Genomic DNA, 14,763 nt, shown 5'->3' with positions numbered 1-14,763 from the left:
GTATCAGTCGACTTATCGCCAGATGACACACCGCTATCGCAGGCAAGCCAGCTCCCACATTTTTATGTGCACCAGGCTCACGATCAGCACTCGCAGGGGCTTCGTTACCCCAACCGTAACGATTCACCACCCAGCTTGATTGATGGCCCCCTCAATCACTCCTAAGGTACAGCCCACGACAGCAAATCCCGTGGAGCGACCATGACAACAACCATCACCCCCGACTCGCGCTGGACGCGGCGGCGCGACGAGAAGCAGCGGCGGCTCGGGCTGGTCAAACAGTATGCAGACGGGGCGGTGTTGCCCAGCGACAGGATCGTCGAGGCGCTGGAAGCGTTGATCCTCCCCGGCGACCGCGTGGTGCTGGAAGGCAACAACCAGAAACAGGCGGATTTTCTTTCGCGCTCCCTTGCAAAAGCCGACCCCGCCAAGCTCCACGATCTGCACATGATCATGCCCAGTGTCGGTCGTTCCGAGCACCTGGACCTGTTTGAAAAAGGCATTGCCCGCAAGCTGGACTTCTCCTTCGCCGGCACTCAATCCCTGCGCATCAGCCAACTGTTGGAAGACGGCCTGCTGGAAATCGGCGCGATCCACACTTACATCGAACTCTATGCACGGTTGGTGGTGGACTTGATCCCCAACGTCGTTCTGTCTGCCGGTTTCATGGCCGACCGCGCCGGCAATATCTACACCGGCGCCAGCACCGAAGACACCCCCGCGTTGATCGAGCCCGCTGCCTTCAGCGATGGCATCGTCATCGTGCAGGTCAACCAGTTGGTGGATGACGTCACCGATCTGCCCCGCGTGGATATCCCGGCCAGTTGGGTGGATTTCGTGGTGGTGGCCGACAAGCCGTTCTACATCGAACCGCTGTTCACCCGCGATCCGCGCCACATCAAGCCGGTGCACGTACTGATGGCGATGATGGCGATCCGTGGCATCTACGAAAGACACAATGTGCAATCGCTCAACCACGGCATCGGGTTCAACACCGCCGCCATCGAACTGATCCTGCCCACCTACGGCGAATCCCTGGGCTTGAAGGGCAAGATCTGCCGCAACTGGACGCTCAACCCGCACCCCACGCTGATCCCCGCCATCGAAAGCGGCTGGGTCGAAAGTGTGCATTGCTTCGGCACCGAGCTGGGCATGGAGAACTACATCGCCGCGCGGCCGGATGTGTTCTTCACCGGCCGTGATGGCTCGATGCGCTCCAACCGGATGTTCTGTCAGTTGGCCGGCCAATATGCAGTGGATCTGTTTATCGGCGCCACCCTGCAAGTCGACGGCGACGGTCATTCCTCCACCGTCACCCGTGGCCGCCTCGCCGGGTTTGGCGGTGCCCCGAACATGGGCCACGACCCGCGCGGCCGTCGCCACGGCACGCCGGCGTGGCTGGACATGCGCCACGACGCTGCGCCCGAAGCCTTGCTGGAGCGCGGCAAAAAGCTGGTGGTGCAAATGGTCGAGACTTTCCAGGAGGGCGGCAAGCCCACCTTTGTCGACACCCTCGATGCGGTGGACGTCGCGCGCAAAAGCGGCATGCCCCTGGCGCCGATCATGATCTACGGCGACGACGTCACCCACCTGCTCACCGAAGAAGGCATCGCCTACCTGTACAAGGCACGCTCTCTGGAAGAGCGCCAAGCGATGATCGCCGCCGTGGCCGGCGTAACAGCCATCGGCCTGCGCCACAACCCCAAGGACACCGCGCGGATGCGCCGCGAAGGCCTGATCGCCTTGCCCGAAGACTTGGGTATCCGTCGCACCGACGCCACCCGCGAGCTGCTGGCCGCCAAGAGCGTGGCCGACCTGGTGGACTGGTCCGGTGGCCTGTACAACCCGCCCGCCAAATTCAGGAGTTGGTAAATGCGCGCACTCAAACTGCATGAATTGACCCTCGCCGACCGCCTGGCGGACATGGCCGTCGACGCGCTGATCGATGAAGCCGACCTGTCGCCCAAACCGGCCCTGGTGGACCGCCGCGGCAACGGTGCCCACAGCGATTTGCACCTGGGCTTGATGCACGCCTCGGCGCTGTCGTTGTGGCCGATGTTCAAGGAAATGGCTGAAGCGGCCATCGAATTCGGTGAAGTCGGTTTGCCCCTGCGTGAAGCCTTGGGACGGATCGGCCGTGAAGGCGAGCACGCCATGCTCGCCACCACTCACGGTGTGAATACCCATCGCGGCGCGATCTGGGCGCTGGGTTTACTCACTGCAGCGGCCGCCCTGGAGCCCCGCGCTATTACCCTGAACGCTGCCCGACTGGCCCTGCTCAACGACCGTTATGCCCCGCAACCGATGAGTCACGGCGCGCAGGTGGCGCAACGCTACGGCGCCCGCGGAGCCCGTGAAGAAGCGCAGTTGGGCTTCCCCTCGGTGGTGCAGCGCGGCTTGCCGCAATTGCGCAAAAGCCGGCGGCAGAACGCGGGTGAACAGAATGCCCGCCTGGATGCGTTGCTCGCGATCATGACCGACCTGGCCGATACCTGCGTGCTCTATCGCGCGGGTCTTGAGGGCTTGCACGCCATGCAATCCGGGGCTCAGGCCGTACTGGACGCGGGCGGCAGCGCGACCCTCGCCGGTCGCCGCTGCCTGCACGAACTCGACCAGCGCCTGCTGGCCCTGAATGCCTCCCCGGGCGGCGCCGCCGACCTGTTGGCCGCCTGCCTGTTTATCGACCGCCTCGACGGAGCGTTTTGATGGAAACCTTATCCTTTGAATTCCCCGCCGGGCAGCCGCCCAAGGGCCGTGCGCTGGTGGGTTGTGTCGGTTCGGGCGATCTGGAAGTGCTGCTGGAACCGGGCACGCCGGGCACGCTGACCATCCAGGTGCAGACCTCGGTGAATGGCGCCGGACAACGCTGGCAACATCTGTTCGAACGGATCTTCCAGGAGCAGACGCCGCCTGCGCTGAAGATCGATATCCACGATTTCGGTGCGACGCCCGGCGTGGTGCGTTTGCGCTTGGAACAAGGTTTCGAGGAGATCGGCCATGACTGACTTTGCCAAACACAGCTTCGTTGAACTGGGCGCGCGGCAACGGGCCAAGGCGTTGCTGGACAGCGGTTCCTTCCGTGAACTGATCGACCCGTTCCAGCGCGTCATGTCGCCCTGGCTCAGCCGCCAGGGTGTGGTGCCCCAGGCCGATGACGGGGTGGTGATCGCCAAAGGCAGCATCGACGGCCTGCCTGTGGTCATTGCGGCCATCGAAGGCAACTTCCAGGGCGGCAGCCTCGGTGAAGTGGGGGGCGCGAAAATCGCTGGCGCCCTGGAGCTGGCCGCCGAAGACAATCGCAAGGGCATCCCGACCCGCGCCGTGCTGCTGCTGGAAACCGGCGGTGTGCGTTTGCAGGAAGCCAACCTGGGGCTGGCGGCGATTGCCGACATCCATGCGGCGATTGTCGATCTGCGCCGGTTCCAGCCGGTGATCGGTGTGGTGGCCGGCAGCGTTGGCTGCTTTGGTGGCATGTCCATCGCCGCCGGATTGTGCAGCTACCTGGTGGTCACCCGTGAAGCGCGCCTGGGTCTGAACGGCCCGCAAGTGATCGAGCAGGAAGCCGGCCTGGACGAATACGACTCCCGCGATCGGCCTTTTATCTGGAGCCTCACCGGCGGCGAGCAGCGCTTCAACAGCGGGCTGGCCGACCGTTATGTGGCGGATGATGTCGCCGAGATTCAACAGACCGTCAGCGCACTGCTGGAACAAGGCGTGCCGGCCCGGCAACGCAGCCGCCAGGCCGAACATTACCTGGCGCGCCTCGCCGAACTGGATGCCACAGCGCAAATCGACCCGGCGACGGTGCGCGCGCTGTATCAAGGAGAACGCCCATGAGCGGCTTGCAGTGGTTTAACGCATTGAGCGCCGGCGCGACGCCCGTGACAGGCTTGCCGGACTCGTTGAAGGTGGCCGATGGCGCAGTGGGTGAGCAGGCTGTGCGCTTTATCGCCGTGGTCGCCGACCCGCACAACCGCTTCCCTCGTGCCCGCAATGGTGAGGTCGGCTTGCTGGAGGGCTGGGGCCTGGCCAAAGCGGTGGATGAAGCCATCGCCCGGGGCGACAAACGCCCGATCATCGCCATCGTCGATGTGCCCAGCCAAGCCTATGGCCGCCGCGAAGAAGCCCTCGGTATCCACCAGGCCCTGGCCGCCGCCGCCGACAGCTACGCCCGCGCCCGACTGGCCGGACACCCGGTGATCGCGCTGTTGGTGGGCAAGGCCATGTCCGGTGCATTCCTAGCCCACGGTTACCAGGCCAACCGCCTGATCGCCCTGCGTGACCCCGGCGTGATGGTGCACGCCATGGGCAAGGCCTCGGCGGCGCGGGTGACCCTGCGCAGTGTCGAAGAGTTGGAAGCCCTGGCCGCCAGCGTGCCGCCGATGGCCTATGACATCGACAGCTATGCCAGCCTGGGGCTGCTCTGGGAAACCCTGTCGGTGAGCCGGATTGAACAACCCACGCCGGACGATGTGGCGCGGGTCGGCGACTGCCTGGTGAGTGCAATCAAGGACGTCGGCGAACCTGACTTGAGTGGTCGCCTGGGCGCGGCCAACCGCGCGGCTTCCAGCCGCGTGCGCGAACTGCTGCGGGAGCAATGGTGAACGCGCACGACTTGCTCTGGGGCATGACCCCGGCGTATCTGCCCGCTGACGCACCGGCGTGGGCGGCGACGGCGCTTGATGCGGTGGTGGTGCGCCGCGCACGCGTCGCACCGGGCTTTATTGCCGTGGGCGTGCGCGGTCGGTTGCGCGAACAACGCCTGGCTGCGCTGATGCCGCTGGCCGCCGTGCAGCGGCGAGTGGTGCCGGAAGACTTGCGCGAGGTCGTTTCGCCACGGGATCTGCCGGCGTTGCAGGCCCTCGAACAACTGCGCCCCGTGTTGGCCGCCTTGGATTGGGGCGTCACCGGCAGCGCCGGCTTCGAACTGGCCACGGGCATTGAAGCGCTGCATGCCAGGAGCGATCTGGACCTGCTTCTGCGCACGCCCGAGCTGCTGGGTCGCAGCGATGCGCGTGAGTTGCTGGCCACCCTGGACAAGGCCGCGTGCGCCGTGGACATGCAGTTGCAAACACCGTTCGGCGCCGTTGCCTTGCGCGAATGGGCCGGTGATTCCAAGCGTGTGTTGCTGAAAACCGTCAGCGGCGCGCATCTCGTCCTTGACCCCTGGCAGGCCGTGGCATGAGCAGCCTGCTGGTGTTTCCGGGGCAGGGCGCCCAGCGACCCGGCATGCTTCAGGGCATTGCCGCCGAGGTACTGGAGCAGGCCAGCGATGTGCTGGGTGAAGATGCGCGTCAGCTCGATTCCGTGCAGGCGTTGGCCTCGACCCGTGCGGTTCAGTTGTGCCTGTTGATCGTCGGTGTCGCCCACGCGCGCTTGTTGCAACACACACCGGACTATGTCGCGGGCCTGTCCATCGGCGCCTATCCCGCCGCTGTGATCGCGGGTGCTCTGGACTTCGCTGATGCACTCAAGCTGGTCAGCCTGCGCGGCGAATTGATGCAGAACGCTTATCCACAGGGCTTTGGCATGACCGCGATCATCGGTGTGGAATTATCCACAGTGGAAAAACTGCTGACCGAGATCCACAGCCCTGAAACCCCGGTGTACCTGGCCAATATCAATGCCGACAACCAGAGCGTGATCGCCGGCAGCGACGAGGCCATGCAGCGTGTGGCCCAGCGCATCAAGGGCAATGGCGTCGCCAAGCGCCTGGCGGTCAGCGTGCCGTCCCATTGCGCGTTGCTGGAGCAACCGGCCCAGGTGCTGGCGCAGGCCTTTGTGCCGCTCAAGGCGCCGCGCATCACCTACCTGAGCAGCACCCGCGCGCGGCCGGTCCACCATCCTGAGCAGTTGCGCGACGACCTTGCGTTCAACATGTGCCGCATCATCGATTGGCGCGGCACCGTGCAAAGCGCCTATGAGCGCGGCGTGCGCCTGCAAATCGAACTGCCTCCGGGGGCCGTGCTCACCGGCCTGTCGCGCCGGGTGTTCGAGCAAGGCACGGTCATCGCCTGCGAAGGCGCGCGCCTGGACACCTTGCAGGCCCTGTTGCAAGAGGAGGGGCGCCGCCACCGATAAAGCACCACCCAAGGCTTTCGAAGCACAACAACAACAATTTCGATCGAGCACTTTGAGGACAACGACAATGATTATTTACGGTGTGGCATTGCTGGCGATCTGCACGCTCGCGGGCGTGATCATGGGCGATTTGCTGGGCGTGTTGCTCGGCGTCAAATCCAACGTCGGCGGAGTGGGCATCGCGATGATCCTGCTGATCTGCGCCCGGCTGTGGATGCACAAGCGCGGCGGCATGACCAAGGACTGCGAAATGGGCGTCGGCTTCTGGGGCGCCATGTACATACCCGTGGTGGTGGCGATGGCGGCGCAACAGAACGTAGTGACCGCCTTGCACGGCGGGCCGGTGGCGGTGCTGGCGGCCATCGGATCAGTGGTGGTGTGCGGTTGCACCATTGCGCTGATCAGCCGGACTCACAAGGGCGAACCCTTGCCCGATGAGGAACCGCTGAGCACCCCGGCACCTGTCGCAGGAGGCCGCTGATATGTGGGATCTCATCGAGAAGGGCCTGGAACACAATGGTTTGATCACTGCTTTTGCCTTCGTCGGCGTGGTGATGTGGATTTCGGTGGTGCTGTCCAAGCGCCTTACCTTCGGACGCATTCATGGCTCGGCGATTGCCATCGTCATCGGCCTGATCCTGGCCTGGGTCGGCGGCACGCTGACCGGCGGGCAAAAGGGCCTGGCCGACATGGCACTGTTCTCCGGCATCGGTCTGATGGGCGGCGCGATGCTGCGAGACTTCGCCATCGTCGCCACGGCGTTCGAGGTGCAAGCCACCGAGGCGCGCAAGGCCGGGATGATCGGCGTGATCGCGCTGCTGCTGGGCACCGTGCTGCCCTTTATCGTCGGTGCGAGCATGGCCTGGGCGTTCGGCTACCGCGATGCGATCAGCATGACCACCATTGGCGCCGGTGCCGTGACCTACATCGTCGGCCCGGTGACCGGTGCGGCGATTGGCGCGACGTCGGATGTGATGGCGCTGTCGATTGCCACGGGCTTGATCAAGGCGATTCTGGTGATGGTTGGCACGCCCGTGGCGGCGCGCTGGATGGGCCTGGACAACCCGCGTTCGGCGATGGTGTTCGGCGGGCTGGCCGGTACCGTCAGTGGTGTGACCGCAGGGCTTGCGGCGACGGACCGGCGGTTGGTGCCCTACGGCGCACTGACAGCGACCTTCCATACCGGGCTTGGCTGCTTGCTCGGGCCTTCGGTGCTGTACTTCATCGTGCGTGGCCTCGTCGGCTAACCCCCGATCCTGCGTTGTCTGGCCTGGCGTCTTCGCGGGCAAGCCCGCTCCCACATTTGATCGGGTTTGCATTTGGAATGCAGTCAAAATGTGGGAGCTGGCTTGCCTGCGATGGCGATTTTGATGGCGTCATCGTCGGCAAGCCGGGCTCCTACAAGGGACGGTCAAGATTGGCGGTTGGCATACATGCGGCATTCCGCCAACAACGCCAGCAAATTCGGGTCGCGCTCCTTGGCCTTCAGAAAGACCACGCCGATATGCTGCTGCAACCGATACCGGGGTTGCAGCGGTATCAACTTCACGCGGTTTTCGTACACCGCCGCGATCCTGCCCGGCAGCAACGCATACCCCACGCCTGAACTGACCATGCTCAGCAGCGTGAAAATATCGTTCACCTGCATCGCTACTTTCGGCTCGAACCCGGCCTGCTTGAACACGCGATTGCCGTCCTGGTGCGTGGCGAAGCCCTGGGTGAGGGTGATGAAGGTGGCGTCGCGCACGTCGGCGAGGTCGATCTGCTGCTCGCGGTCGAAGGGCGAATCGGCCGGAGTGGCCAGGAAGATGTCGTCGGAAAACAGCGCGATCTGTTCGCAGTCGGGGTCGTTGGCGTGTTCGTCCAAAGAGATGAGGATCGCGTCCACCTCCATGTTCTTGAGCTTGTAGAGCAGGTCGAAGTTGGAGCCCAGGATCAGGTCGATATTGAGTTCGCTGCGGCGCAGCTTCAGGCCCATGATCAACTGCGGCACGGTCTTGACCGTCAGCGAATACAGCGAGCCCAGCTTGAAGCGCTCGGCGGAGAACCCGGCGGCTTCGCGGGTGAGGCGCACGCTGTCGACCACGTCGCTCACCAGCTTCTGCGCGCGCTCTTCCAGCACATAGGCGCTTTCCAGCGGGGTGAGGTTGCGCCCTTCGTGTTTGAACAACGGGCAGCGCAGGGCGTTTTCCAGGGAGTGAATGGCGCGGTGCACGCTGACGTTGCTGGTCTGCAACTCGGCAGCGGCACGGGCCAGGTTGCCGGTGCGCATGAACGCCAGGAAGATTTCCAGCTTCTTGAGGGTGAACTCTTCGTCGATCAGCATGGCGGTCACTCTTGTTCGAATGCCGTCGATTGTGCCCCTAAAACCAGCTCGCTCCCAGCCATGAACTGCACAGGCCGAGCGCCACGCCGAAGACGATCAGCCAAATCGCATTCAGCCGCGTGTAATAGACCACGGCGGCGCTGGCGAGGGTCAGCACCAGGCTGGTGGCATTGTTTTCCAGGCTGTTCATCAGAATGTAGGTGGAGGCCAGGATCAGCCCGATGGAGATGGGCAGCAGGCTGCGCTTGACCCGTTGCACCCACGGCGTGCGGGTGTGTTTTTCCAGCCAGCCGGCACCCACATAGGCCAGCACCGAACACGGCACCAGTTTGCCCAGCAAGGCCACCAGCGCGCCCGGCAGGCCCGCCGCTTGCTGGCCGATAAACACCAGGAACATGCCGTTGGGGCCGGGCAGCGCCTGGGACAGAGCAAAGAACGCGACGAATTGCGCGTCGGTGATCCAGTGCATATCGACGACGGTGTAGCGGTGGATATCGCCGATGGCCACGGTGTTGCCGCCAATCGACATCAGCGACCAGAGTGCGCATTGGATCATCAGGTGCAGGAGGACGGTTTGCATCAGCTGGCCACCGGCTTCGATTCGATGAAGCTCAGGGCCAGGGAACTGGGGATGCAGACCAGCAGTACCAACCACAGCGGCAGCACCAGCACCGCCATCAACACGAACGTCAGCAAGAACGCGCTGTAGTTGGCGAGGTTGCGGGGCATGGCCTTGAGCAGGCGCAGGGTGGTGCCGAGCATCAGGCCGGTGGCAATCGGCATCACGGCACCGAAGATCTGTTGCACCACGTCATGGCTCCACCATTTGGCGTAGGCGAAGCCGGCGAGCACGGTGATCAGCGAGGGGAACAGGTACAGCCCGCACACGGTCACAACCGCACCCGGCAAGCCATGCAGGCGCCGACCGAAGATGATGCCGACGTTGGCGATATTCGGGCCGGGGAAGAACTGGCCGGTGGTCAGCAGCTCATTGAAGCCCTGTTCGCTGACCCACTGCCTGCGGTCGACCATCATCTGCCGTGCCCAGGGCATCACGCCGCCAAAGCCGAACAGGCCGACCATGGCAAAGTTGTAAAACAATTGCCATAGGCTGGGGTGAGGTGCGTCGGGTTCAAGCTCGGGCATGGCGATTACCAATGGGGTGCTTTCGTGTGGGTGAATCATCCGATGGGCTGGGGTACTTGGGCAAATGAAGAACGGGTGTTACCTGAAAGTCAGTGTCTGACGTCAGAATGCTCAAGGTGATAACGGTTATTCGAGGTGAGTGACACATGTATCACGGGGAACGATTCAACGCCTGGAGCCATTTGTTCGGGGCGGTTGCGGCCTTTGTCGGCGCGGTGTGGATGTTGGTGGTGGCAAGTTTCGACGGCAGCCCCTGGAAGATCGTCAGCGTAGCGATTTATGGCTTTACGCTGTTGGTGCTGTACAGCGTGTCGACCGTTTACCACAGTGTGCGCGGGCGACGTAAAACGATCATGCAGAAGGTGGATCACTTTTCGATCTACCTGTTGATCGCCGGCAGTTACACGCCATTCTGCCTGGTGACATTGAGAGGGCCGTGGGGCTGGACGCTCTTCGGCATCGTGTGGGGGCTGGCGGTGATCGGCATTTTGCAGGAGATCAAGCCGCGTTCCGAAGCCCGCATCCTGTCAATTGTGATCTACGCGGTAATGGGCTGGATCGTGCTGGTGGCAGTCAAGCCGCTGATCAACGCGCTCGGCACGGCGGGTTTTACCTGGCTGGCGCTGGGTGGGGTGTTGTACACCGTCGGCATTATTTTCTTCGCCCTGGAGCATCGCTTGCGGCACTCCCATGGGATCTGGCACCTGTTCGTGATCGGCGGCAGCCTGCTGCATTTTGTGGCGGTGATGCATTACGTGCTCTGACCCACACGACAAATCCATTGGAGCTTCATCGGTTTCAAGAGTGGTGTTCTTACAAGCGTTTCAGCAGGTCCTGGGCGCGGTGGCCGAAGATCTTCAGCAGCTTGGCCAACATATGCGGCGGCGGTTCATCGGCGCGGGTCAGTGCATAGAGCGTGATTGGCAGTGGCGGGGTGAGGGGGCGGATGCACGTGGTGACGGTCGAGGCGCCGAGGGCGGTGAATGGGTCGATCACCGTGAGGCCTGCGCCGGACTCCACCATGGCACGGGCCAGGGAATAGGTCTGCACGGCAATCGTCACCCGGGGCGGCGGCTCGACGTTTTCCAGGTAGCTGTCGAGTTTCGCGGCCAACGGGTCGGCGCTGGAAAGCCCGATCAAGGAAGTGCCCGCCAGGTCGGCCAGGGGCAGTGGCTGGCTGATTTCAGCGTCGGGCCAGTAACCCTTCGACGCCAGCGCCACCAGCACACCGTTGGCCAGCACTTGGGTAGTCAGCCCTGGGTGGCCGGAAAAATTCAGCGTCAGGGCCAGGTCGATCTCGCGCATCAACAGCTTCTGCACCAGCTCGCGGCTATGGTCGCTGGACAGCTCGCAGGCCATGTCCGGGTAATCGCGCTTCCACTCCAGGATCGCCGGCGGCAGCAGGGACAGGGCCAGCGCGGGGATGGCGCCGATGCGCACACTCTGGCCCGGTGCACGGCGCAGGCTCTTGGCCAGACGCCGCACGCCTTGCAGGCTCTCGCTGACTTTCTCGACTTCGCTTTCCAGGGCCAGAGCTTCCGGGGTGGGCTGCAATTTGCCACGCACCCGCAGAAACAGCGGAAAGCCCAACTGCAACTCGGCGTGCTGTAACACCTTGGTCACCGCCGGTTGCGACACATGCAGCAACTGCGCCGCGGCGCTGACGGAGCCGGTCTGGCGGATGGCCTGGAAGATCTCGATATGACGCAAGCGCATGGCAAGTCCATAACCTTTGTTTATAGGAGGGCCATCTTTATTGATTGTCGCGCGCCTGTCACCTGACCCTACGCTTGAGTCCTCTTATTTCAAAGGCTGGGGGCTGGGATGGCCGGGCAGGTTTGTATCATCGGGGGTGGGGTCATCGGCTTGGCCAGTGCGTACGCGCTGGTGCGTGCCGGCCATGAGGTCACGGTGATCGAGGCGCGCGAGTCGCTGGGCAGCGAAACCAGTTTTGCCAACGGTGGGCAGTTGTCCTATCGCTACGTGGCACCGTTGGCGGACGCCGGCGTGCCCTGGCAGGCCATGGGCTGGTTGCTGCGCGGCGACTCACCGCTCAAGCTGCGTCCACGCCTCGACCCTCGGCAATGGCGCTGGATGGCCGCGTTTCTTGGCGCCTGCCGGGGTTCGGTGAACCAGCGCAATGCCGCTCATTTGCTGCGCCTGGCTGCGTTGAGCCAAGCCACGTTGCAGCAATGGCGCGATAACGATCATCTGGATGGCTTCGACTGGCGACGCAACGGCAAGTTGGTGACGTTCCGTAATGCCGGCTCTTTTGAACATGCCCGCAGCAAAGTCACCGATATCCTGCAGCAGCAGGTGTTGTCGGCGACCGATTGCGCGCGACTGGAGCCGGCGCTGGCGGGCGGCGGGTTCGTCGGCGGCATCTACACACCCAATGAAGAAGTGGCCGATTGTCATGCCTTTTGCCAGCGCTTGGCGGCCCGGCTTGAAGCCTCGGGGCGTTGCCGGTTTTTGCTGGGGCGCAAGGTCACCGGCATTCGCGAGGCACGTGGTGCGGTGCAGGCGGTCGAGCTGGGTGATGAAGTGATGCCGGTCGAGCACCTGGTGCTGGCCGCCGGGTATCGCAGTGCCGAGCTGGGCCTGCGGGTGCCGCTGTATCCGCTCAAGGGCTACAGCCTGAGCGTGCCGCTTGGCCCGCAGCATCAGGCGCCGAACGTGAGCATCACCGACTACGACCGCAAGATCGTCTATGCGCGCATCGGCGAACAACTGCGGGTGGCGGCCATGGTGGATATCGTCGGTTTCGACGCCAGCCTCGACCCCAAGCGCCTGGCGCTGATCAAGCGTCAGGCACGGGAGACGTTTCCCCTGGCCGGCGACTACTCCCGCGCGGTGGAATGGGCCGGCATGCGTCCGGCCACCCCGACCGGTGTGCCGCTGATCGGCGCCAGTCCCACGCGCAACCTGTGGTTGAACCTGGGCCATGGCGCCCTCGGCTTCACCCTGGCCTGCGGTAGCGGCCAACTGCTGGCCGAATTGATCGGCCAGCGCACTCCTTCCATTGACCTGCAGGGCCTGACGCCCCGCGCCGCCTGAGGATCCACCCATGACCATCGAACGAATCAGCAGCAACGAACGACTTTCCGGTGCCGTGACCTTCAAGGACCTGGTGTTCCTCTCGGGCCAGGTGCCGGACGATGGTCAGGATGTGGCGACCCAGACCCGGGAAGTGCTGGCCAAGATCGACGCGTTGCTGGCCCAAGCCGGCAGCGACAAGGACCACCTGCTCAACGCGACGATTTACCTGAAAGACATCGGCGAGGGTTTCGCGCCGATGAACGCGGTGTGGTCGGCCTGGCTGTCGCCGGGCTGCGCGCCGACGCGGACCACCCTGCAAGCGCAACTGGCGCGCCCGAGCGTGCTGGTGGAAATCAGCGTGATTGCTGTGCGCGCATAACGTCAAAAACACGGAGCATAACAATGAAAAAAATCCTGTTGTCGGCCTGCACCCTGGGGCTGTTGTGGGGGGCTCAGGCCCAGGCCAATCCGGCGCCGCTGGAGGGTACGCTGGGCAAAATCGCCGGCGCCCAGTCCATCACCCTGGGGTATCGCGATGCTTCGGTGCCGTTTTCCTATGTGGGGGATCACAGCGGCAAGCCCATGGGTTACTCGGTGGAACTGGCGAACAAGATCGTCGAACGCATCCAGCAGAAAACCGGGGTGGCCAAGCTCAATGTGAAATACAACCTGGTGACCTCCCAGACGCGTATCCCGTTGGTGCAGAACGGCACGGTCGACCTGGAATGCGGCTCCACCGGTGTGACCGCCGAGCGGCAGAAGCAGGTGGCGTTCTCCTACGGGTTTATCTATGTGAAGGGGCAGTTGCTGACGGCGAAGGACAGTGGCATCCAGGGCTTTGGCGACCTCGGCGGCAAGAATGTGGTGACCACGGCGGGGACCACCAACGAGCGTTTCCTCAAGAGTTACAACGCCGAGCACAAGGCCAATATGTTCGTGATCAGCGCCAAGGACCATGGCGAAGCGTTCAAGATGCTGGAGACGGGCCGCGCGGCGGCGTTCTATATGGATGACGCATTGCTTTACGGCGAGCGCGCCAAGGCCCGCGACCCGCACCACTGGGTGGTGGTGGGCAAAGAGCAGTCCCGGGAAATCTACAGCTGCATGGTGCGCAAGGACGATCCGCAGTTTCTGGCGGTGGTCAACGAGACGTTGGCAGACCTGTATCGCAGCGGGGAAATCAACGGGATTTATCAGCGCTGGTTCGAACAGCCGATTCTGCCCAAAGGGCTGAACCTGGAGTTCCCGATGACCGCTGAGCTGAAGGCGATCATTGCCAGGCCGGTGAGTGATCCGGTGGAATAAAGAAGTGGTAACCCAATCAACACTGTGGGAGCTGGCTTGCCTGAGATAGCGGTGGGTCACGCGTCAGTGGGGTTGGCCTGGAAGACCGCCATCGCAGGCAAGCCAGCTCCCACAGGGGGATTGGGTTTACAAAGGGTCTGGGTCAGAAATCACCCCACAGTTGTTGGGCCACCGACAGCGCAACCACCGGCGCGGTTTCGGTACGCAACACACGCGGCCCCAGGCGCGCGGCGTGGTAGCCGGCGGCTTGGGCGGTTTGGACTTCGCCATCGGTCAGCCCGCCTTCGGGGCCGATCAAAAAGGCCAGGCTGGACGGCTTGGCATGGCTGACCAGCGGCTCGGCCACCGGGTGCAGCACCAGTTTCAGGTCCGCCTCGGTTTGCTTCAGCCACTCGACCAGCAGCAGCGGTGGGTGAATCACCGGCACAGTCGAGCGTCCGCATTGTTCGCAGGCGCTGATCGCCACCTGGCGCCAGTGCAGCAGGCGTTTGTCGGCGCGTTCGTCCTTGAGGCGTACTTCGCAGCGGTCGCTGAAGATGGGGGTAATTTCGTTGACCCCAAGCTCCGTGGCTTTCTGAATCGCCCAGTCCATGCGTTCGCCCCGGGACAGGCCCTGGCCGAGGTGAATGTGCAGGGGCGATTCGACCTGGCCCTGGAAGCGTTCAGTGAGCTGCACGCTGACGCGTTTTTTGCCGACCTCCAGCAGGTTGCCCAGGAACTCCTGGCCGGAGCCGTCGAACAGTTGCACGGCATCGCCTTCGCCCATGCGCAGCACACGGCTGATGTAGTGCGCCTGGGCTTCGGGCAGTTCGTGCTCGCCGAGGCTCAGCGGGGTGTCGGTGAAAAAGCGGGACAGTCTCATTTCT

The 14,763-nt window shown here is 63.7% G+C and carries 18 protein-coding genes; 13 read left to right on the top strand and 5 right to left on the bottom strand.

The features are described 5' to 3' along the window. Nucleotides 1-201 precede the first annotated feature (201 nt). The 9 genes from mdcA to madM all read left to right on the top strand — a co-directional run bounded on the left by mdcA (nucleotide 202) and on the right by madM (nucleotide 7,328). The gene (gene mdcA / locus ACW9IN_RS27015; protein ID WP_457368723.1) at nucleotides 202-1,872 is read left to right on the top strand and encodes a malonate decarboxylase subunit alpha; all 1,671 of its coding nucleotides are present in this window, start codon (nucleotides 202-204) and stop codon (nucleotides 1,870-1,872) included. Continuing rightward, nucleotides 1,873-2,706 (top strand): triphosphoribosyl-dephospho-CoA synthase, encoded by an 834-nt coding sequence (locus tag ACW9IN_RS27010; protein ID WP_457368722.1) that lies wholly within the window; start codon nucleotides 1,873-1,875, stop codon nucleotides 2,704-2,706. After that, nucleotides 2,706-3,005 carry a malonate decarboxylase subunit delta gene (locus ACW9IN_RS27005; protein ID WP_457368721.1) on the top strand — a complete coding sequence of 100 codons (300 nt, stop codon included), beginning with the start codon at nucleotides 2,706-2,708 and terminating at the stop codon, nucleotides 3,003-3,005. The genes ACW9IN_RS27010 and ACW9IN_RS27005 overlap by 1 nt, the downstream gene beginning before the upstream one ends. Next, a complete protein-coding gene (locus ACW9IN_RS27000) occupies nucleotides 2,998-3,837 on the top strand; it encodes a biotin-independent malonate decarboxylase subunit beta (RefSeq protein WP_457368720.1) in 840 nt (279 codons plus the stop codon). Before ACW9IN_RS27005 ends, ACW9IN_RS27000 begins: the two co-directional genes overlap by 8 nt. Then, nucleotides 3,834-4,604, top strand: a complete 771-nt coding sequence (mdcE, locus tag ACW9IN_RS26995; protein ID WP_457368719.1) for a biotin-independent malonate decarboxylase subunit gamma — start codon at nucleotides 3,834-3,836, stop codon at nucleotides 4,602-4,604. Before ACW9IN_RS27000 ends, mdcE begins: the two co-directional genes overlap by 4 nt. Beyond that, a complete protein-coding gene (locus tag ACW9IN_RS26990) occupies nucleotides 4,598-5,185 on the top strand; it encodes a malonate decarboxylase holo-ACP synthase (RefSeq protein WP_457368718.1) in 588 nt (195 codons plus the stop codon). Before mdcE ends, ACW9IN_RS26990 begins: the two co-directional genes overlap by 7 nt. Beyond that, on the top strand, nucleotides 5,182-6,081 hold the full coding sequence (gene mdcH, locus ACW9IN_RS26985) for a malonate decarboxylase subunit epsilon (RefSeq protein ID WP_457368717.1): 900 nt from the start codon (nucleotides 5,182-5,184) through the stop codon (nucleotides 6,079-6,081). Before ACW9IN_RS26990 ends, mdcH begins: the two co-directional genes overlap by 4 nt. 67 nt (nucleotides 6,082-6,148) lie before the next feature. Then, the gene (gene madL / locus ACW9IN_RS26980) at nucleotides 6,149-6,562 is read left to right on the top strand and encodes a malonate transporter subunit MadL (protein ID WP_457368716.1); all 414 of its coding nucleotides are present in this window, start codon (nucleotides 6,149-6,151) and stop codon (nucleotides 6,560-6,562) included. A 1-nt stretch (nucleotide 6,563) separates the two neighbouring features. After that, nucleotides 6,564-7,328: a malonate transporter subunit MadM gene (gene madM / locus ACW9IN_RS26975; RefSeq protein WP_457368715.1), complete on the top strand. Its 765-nt coding sequence runs from the start codon at nucleotides 6,564-6,566 to the stop codon at nucleotides 7,326-7,328. A 164-nt stretch (nucleotides 7,329-7,492) separates the two neighbouring features. On the opposite strand, the gene ACW9IN_RS26970 is transcribed toward madM, so the two are convergent. The 3 genes from ACW9IN_RS26970 to ACW9IN_RS26960 are packed head-to-tail and all read right to left on the bottom strand — an operon-like array spanning nucleotide 7,493 to nucleotide 9,553. Then, nucleotides 7,493-8,407, bottom strand: coding sequence for a LysR family transcriptional regulator (locus tag ACW9IN_RS26970; protein WP_457368714.1), 915 nt, complete (start codon nucleotides 8,405-8,407; stop codon nucleotides 7,493-7,495). Between the two features lie 37 nt (nucleotides 8,408-8,444). After that, the gene (locus ACW9IN_RS26965) at nucleotides 8,445-8,987 is read right to left on the bottom strand and encodes a chromate transporter (protein ID WP_457368713.1); all 543 of its coding nucleotides are present in this window, start codon (nucleotides 8,985-8,987) and stop codon (nucleotides 8,445-8,447) included. Beyond that, nucleotides 8,987-9,553 (bottom strand): chromate transporter, encoded by a 567-nt coding sequence (locus tag ACW9IN_RS26960; protein ID WP_457368712.1) that lies wholly within the window; start codon nucleotides 9,551-9,553, stop codon nucleotides 8,987-8,989. The genes ACW9IN_RS26965 and ACW9IN_RS26960 overlap by 1 nt, the downstream gene beginning before the upstream one ends. A 146-nt stretch (nucleotides 9,554-9,699) precedes the next feature. On the opposite strand from ACW9IN_RS26960, the gene trhA reads away from it, so the two are divergent. Continuing rightward, nucleotides 9,700-10,317, top strand: a complete 618-nt coding sequence (gene trhA, locus ACW9IN_RS26955; protein ID WP_457368711.1) for a PAQR family membrane homeostasis protein TrhA — start codon at nucleotides 9,700-9,702, stop codon at nucleotides 10,315-10,317. 49 nt (nucleotides 10,318-10,366) lie between these two features. On the opposite strand, the gene ACW9IN_RS26950 is transcribed toward trhA, so the two are convergent. Next, complete coding sequence (locus ACW9IN_RS26950) at nucleotides 10,367-11,269, bottom strand: LysR family transcriptional regulator (protein ID WP_457368710.1); 903 nt, start codon at nucleotides 11,267-11,269, stop codon at nucleotides 10,367-10,369. 108 nt (nucleotides 11,270-11,377) lie between these two features. On the opposite strand from ACW9IN_RS26950, the gene ACW9IN_RS26945 reads away from it, so the two are divergent. Genes ACW9IN_RS26945 through ACW9IN_RS26935 form a run of 3 tightly spaced genes read left to right on the top strand, consistent with a single transcriptional unit; the run spans nucleotide 11,378 to nucleotide 13,897 of the window. Then, nucleotides 11,378-12,610, top strand: a complete 1,233-nt coding sequence (locus tag ACW9IN_RS26945; RefSeq protein WP_457368709.1) for a D-amino acid dehydrogenase — start codon at nucleotides 11,378-11,380, stop codon at nucleotides 12,608-12,610. A 10-nt stretch (nucleotides 12,611-12,620) separates the two neighbouring features. Next, a complete protein-coding gene (locus ACW9IN_RS26940; RefSeq protein ID WP_457368708.1) occupies nucleotides 12,621-12,971 on the top strand; it encodes a RidA family protein in 351 nt (116 codons plus the stop codon). Nucleotides 12,972-12,994: 23 nt separating this feature from the next. Further along, the gene (locus ACW9IN_RS26935; protein WP_457368707.1) at nucleotides 12,995-13,897 is read left to right on the top strand and encodes a transporter substrate-binding domain-containing protein; all 903 of its coding nucleotides are present in this window, start codon (nucleotides 12,995-12,997) and stop codon (nucleotides 13,895-13,897) included. A 142-nt stretch (nucleotides 13,898-14,039) separates the two neighbouring features. Here the strand turns inward: ACW9IN_RS26935 and ACW9IN_RS26930 are convergent, their stop codons facing one another. Further along, nucleotides 14,040-14,759: a 16S rRNA (uracil(1498)-N(3))-methyltransferase gene (locus ACW9IN_RS26930; RefSeq protein ID WP_457368706.1), complete on the bottom strand. Its 720-nt coding sequence runs from the start codon at nucleotides 14,757-14,759 to the stop codon at nucleotides 14,040-14,042. Nucleotides 14,760-14,763 lie beyond the last annotated feature (4 nt).

This window comes from Pseudomonas sp. SDO5271_S396 (assembly GCF_054071795.1).
This window is presented reverse-complemented; position numbering and strand designations above follow the sequence as displayed.

Coding starts and splice junctions, on each gene's coding strand:
- ACW9IN_RS26965 (WP_457368713.1), bottom strand. CDS start 8,987: ATGCAAACCGTCCTCCTGCACCTGATGATCCAATGCGCACTCTGGTCG.
- mdcE (WP_457368719.1), top strand. CDS start 3,834: ATGAGCGGCTTGCAGTGGTTTAACGCATTGAGCGCCGGCGCGACGCCC.
- mdcA (WP_457368723.1), top strand. CDS start 202: ATGACAACAACCATCACCCCCGACTCGCGCTGGACGCGGCGGCGCGAC.
- ACW9IN_RS27010 (WP_457368722.1), top strand. CDS start 1,873: ATGCGCGCACTCAAACTGCATGAATTGACCCTCGCCGACCGCCTGGCG.
- madM (WP_457368715.1), top strand. CDS start 6,564: ATGTGGGATCTCATCGAGAAGGGCCTGGAACACAATGGTTTGATCACT.
- ACW9IN_RS26945 (WP_457368709.1), top strand. CDS start 11,378: ATGGCCGGGCAGGTTTGTATCATCGGGGGTGGGGTCATCGGCTTGGCC.
- ACW9IN_RS26950 (WP_457368710.1), bottom strand. CDS start 11,269: ATGCGCTTGCGTCATATCGAGATCTTCCAGGCCATCCGCCAGACCGGC.
- ACW9IN_RS27000 (WP_457368720.1), top strand. CDS start 2,998: ATGACTGACTTTGCCAAACACAGCTTCGTTGAACTGGGCGCGCGGCAA.
- ACW9IN_RS27005 (WP_457368721.1), top strand. CDS start 2,706: ATGGAAACCTTATCCTTTGAATTCCCCGCCGGGCAGCCGCCCAAGGGC.
- ACW9IN_RS26970 (WP_457368714.1), bottom strand. CDS start 8,407: ATGCTGATCGACGAAGAGTTCACCCTCAAGAAGCTGGAAATCTTCCTG.
- mdcH (WP_457368717.1), top strand. CDS start 5,182: ATGAGCAGCCTGCTGGTGTTTCCGGGGCAGGGCGCCCAGCGACCCGGC.
- madL (WP_457368716.1), top strand. CDS start 6,149: ATGATTATTTACGGTGTGGCATTGCTGGCGATCTGCACGCTCGCGGGC.
- ACW9IN_RS26960 (WP_457368712.1), bottom strand. CDS start 9,553: ATGCCCGAGCTTGAACCCGACGCACCTCACCCCAGCCTATGGCAATTG.
- ACW9IN_RS26935 (WP_457368707.1), top strand. CDS start 12,995: ATGAAAAAAATCCTGTTGTCGGCCTGCACCCTGGGGCTGTTGTGGGGG.
- ACW9IN_RS26940 (WP_457368708.1), top strand. CDS start 12,621: ATGACCATCGAACGAATCAGCAGCAACGAACGACTTTCCGGTGCCGTG.
- trhA (WP_457368711.1), top strand. CDS start 9,700: ATGTATCACGGGGAACGATTCAACGCCTGGAGCCATTTGTTCGGGGCG.
- ACW9IN_RS26990 (WP_457368718.1), top strand. CDS start 4,598: ATGGTGAACGCGCACGACTTGCTCTGGGGCATGACCCCGGCGTATCTG.
- ACW9IN_RS26930 (WP_457368706.1), bottom strand. CDS start 14,759: ATGAGACTGTCCCGCTTTTTCACCGACACCCCGCTGAGCCTCGGCGAG.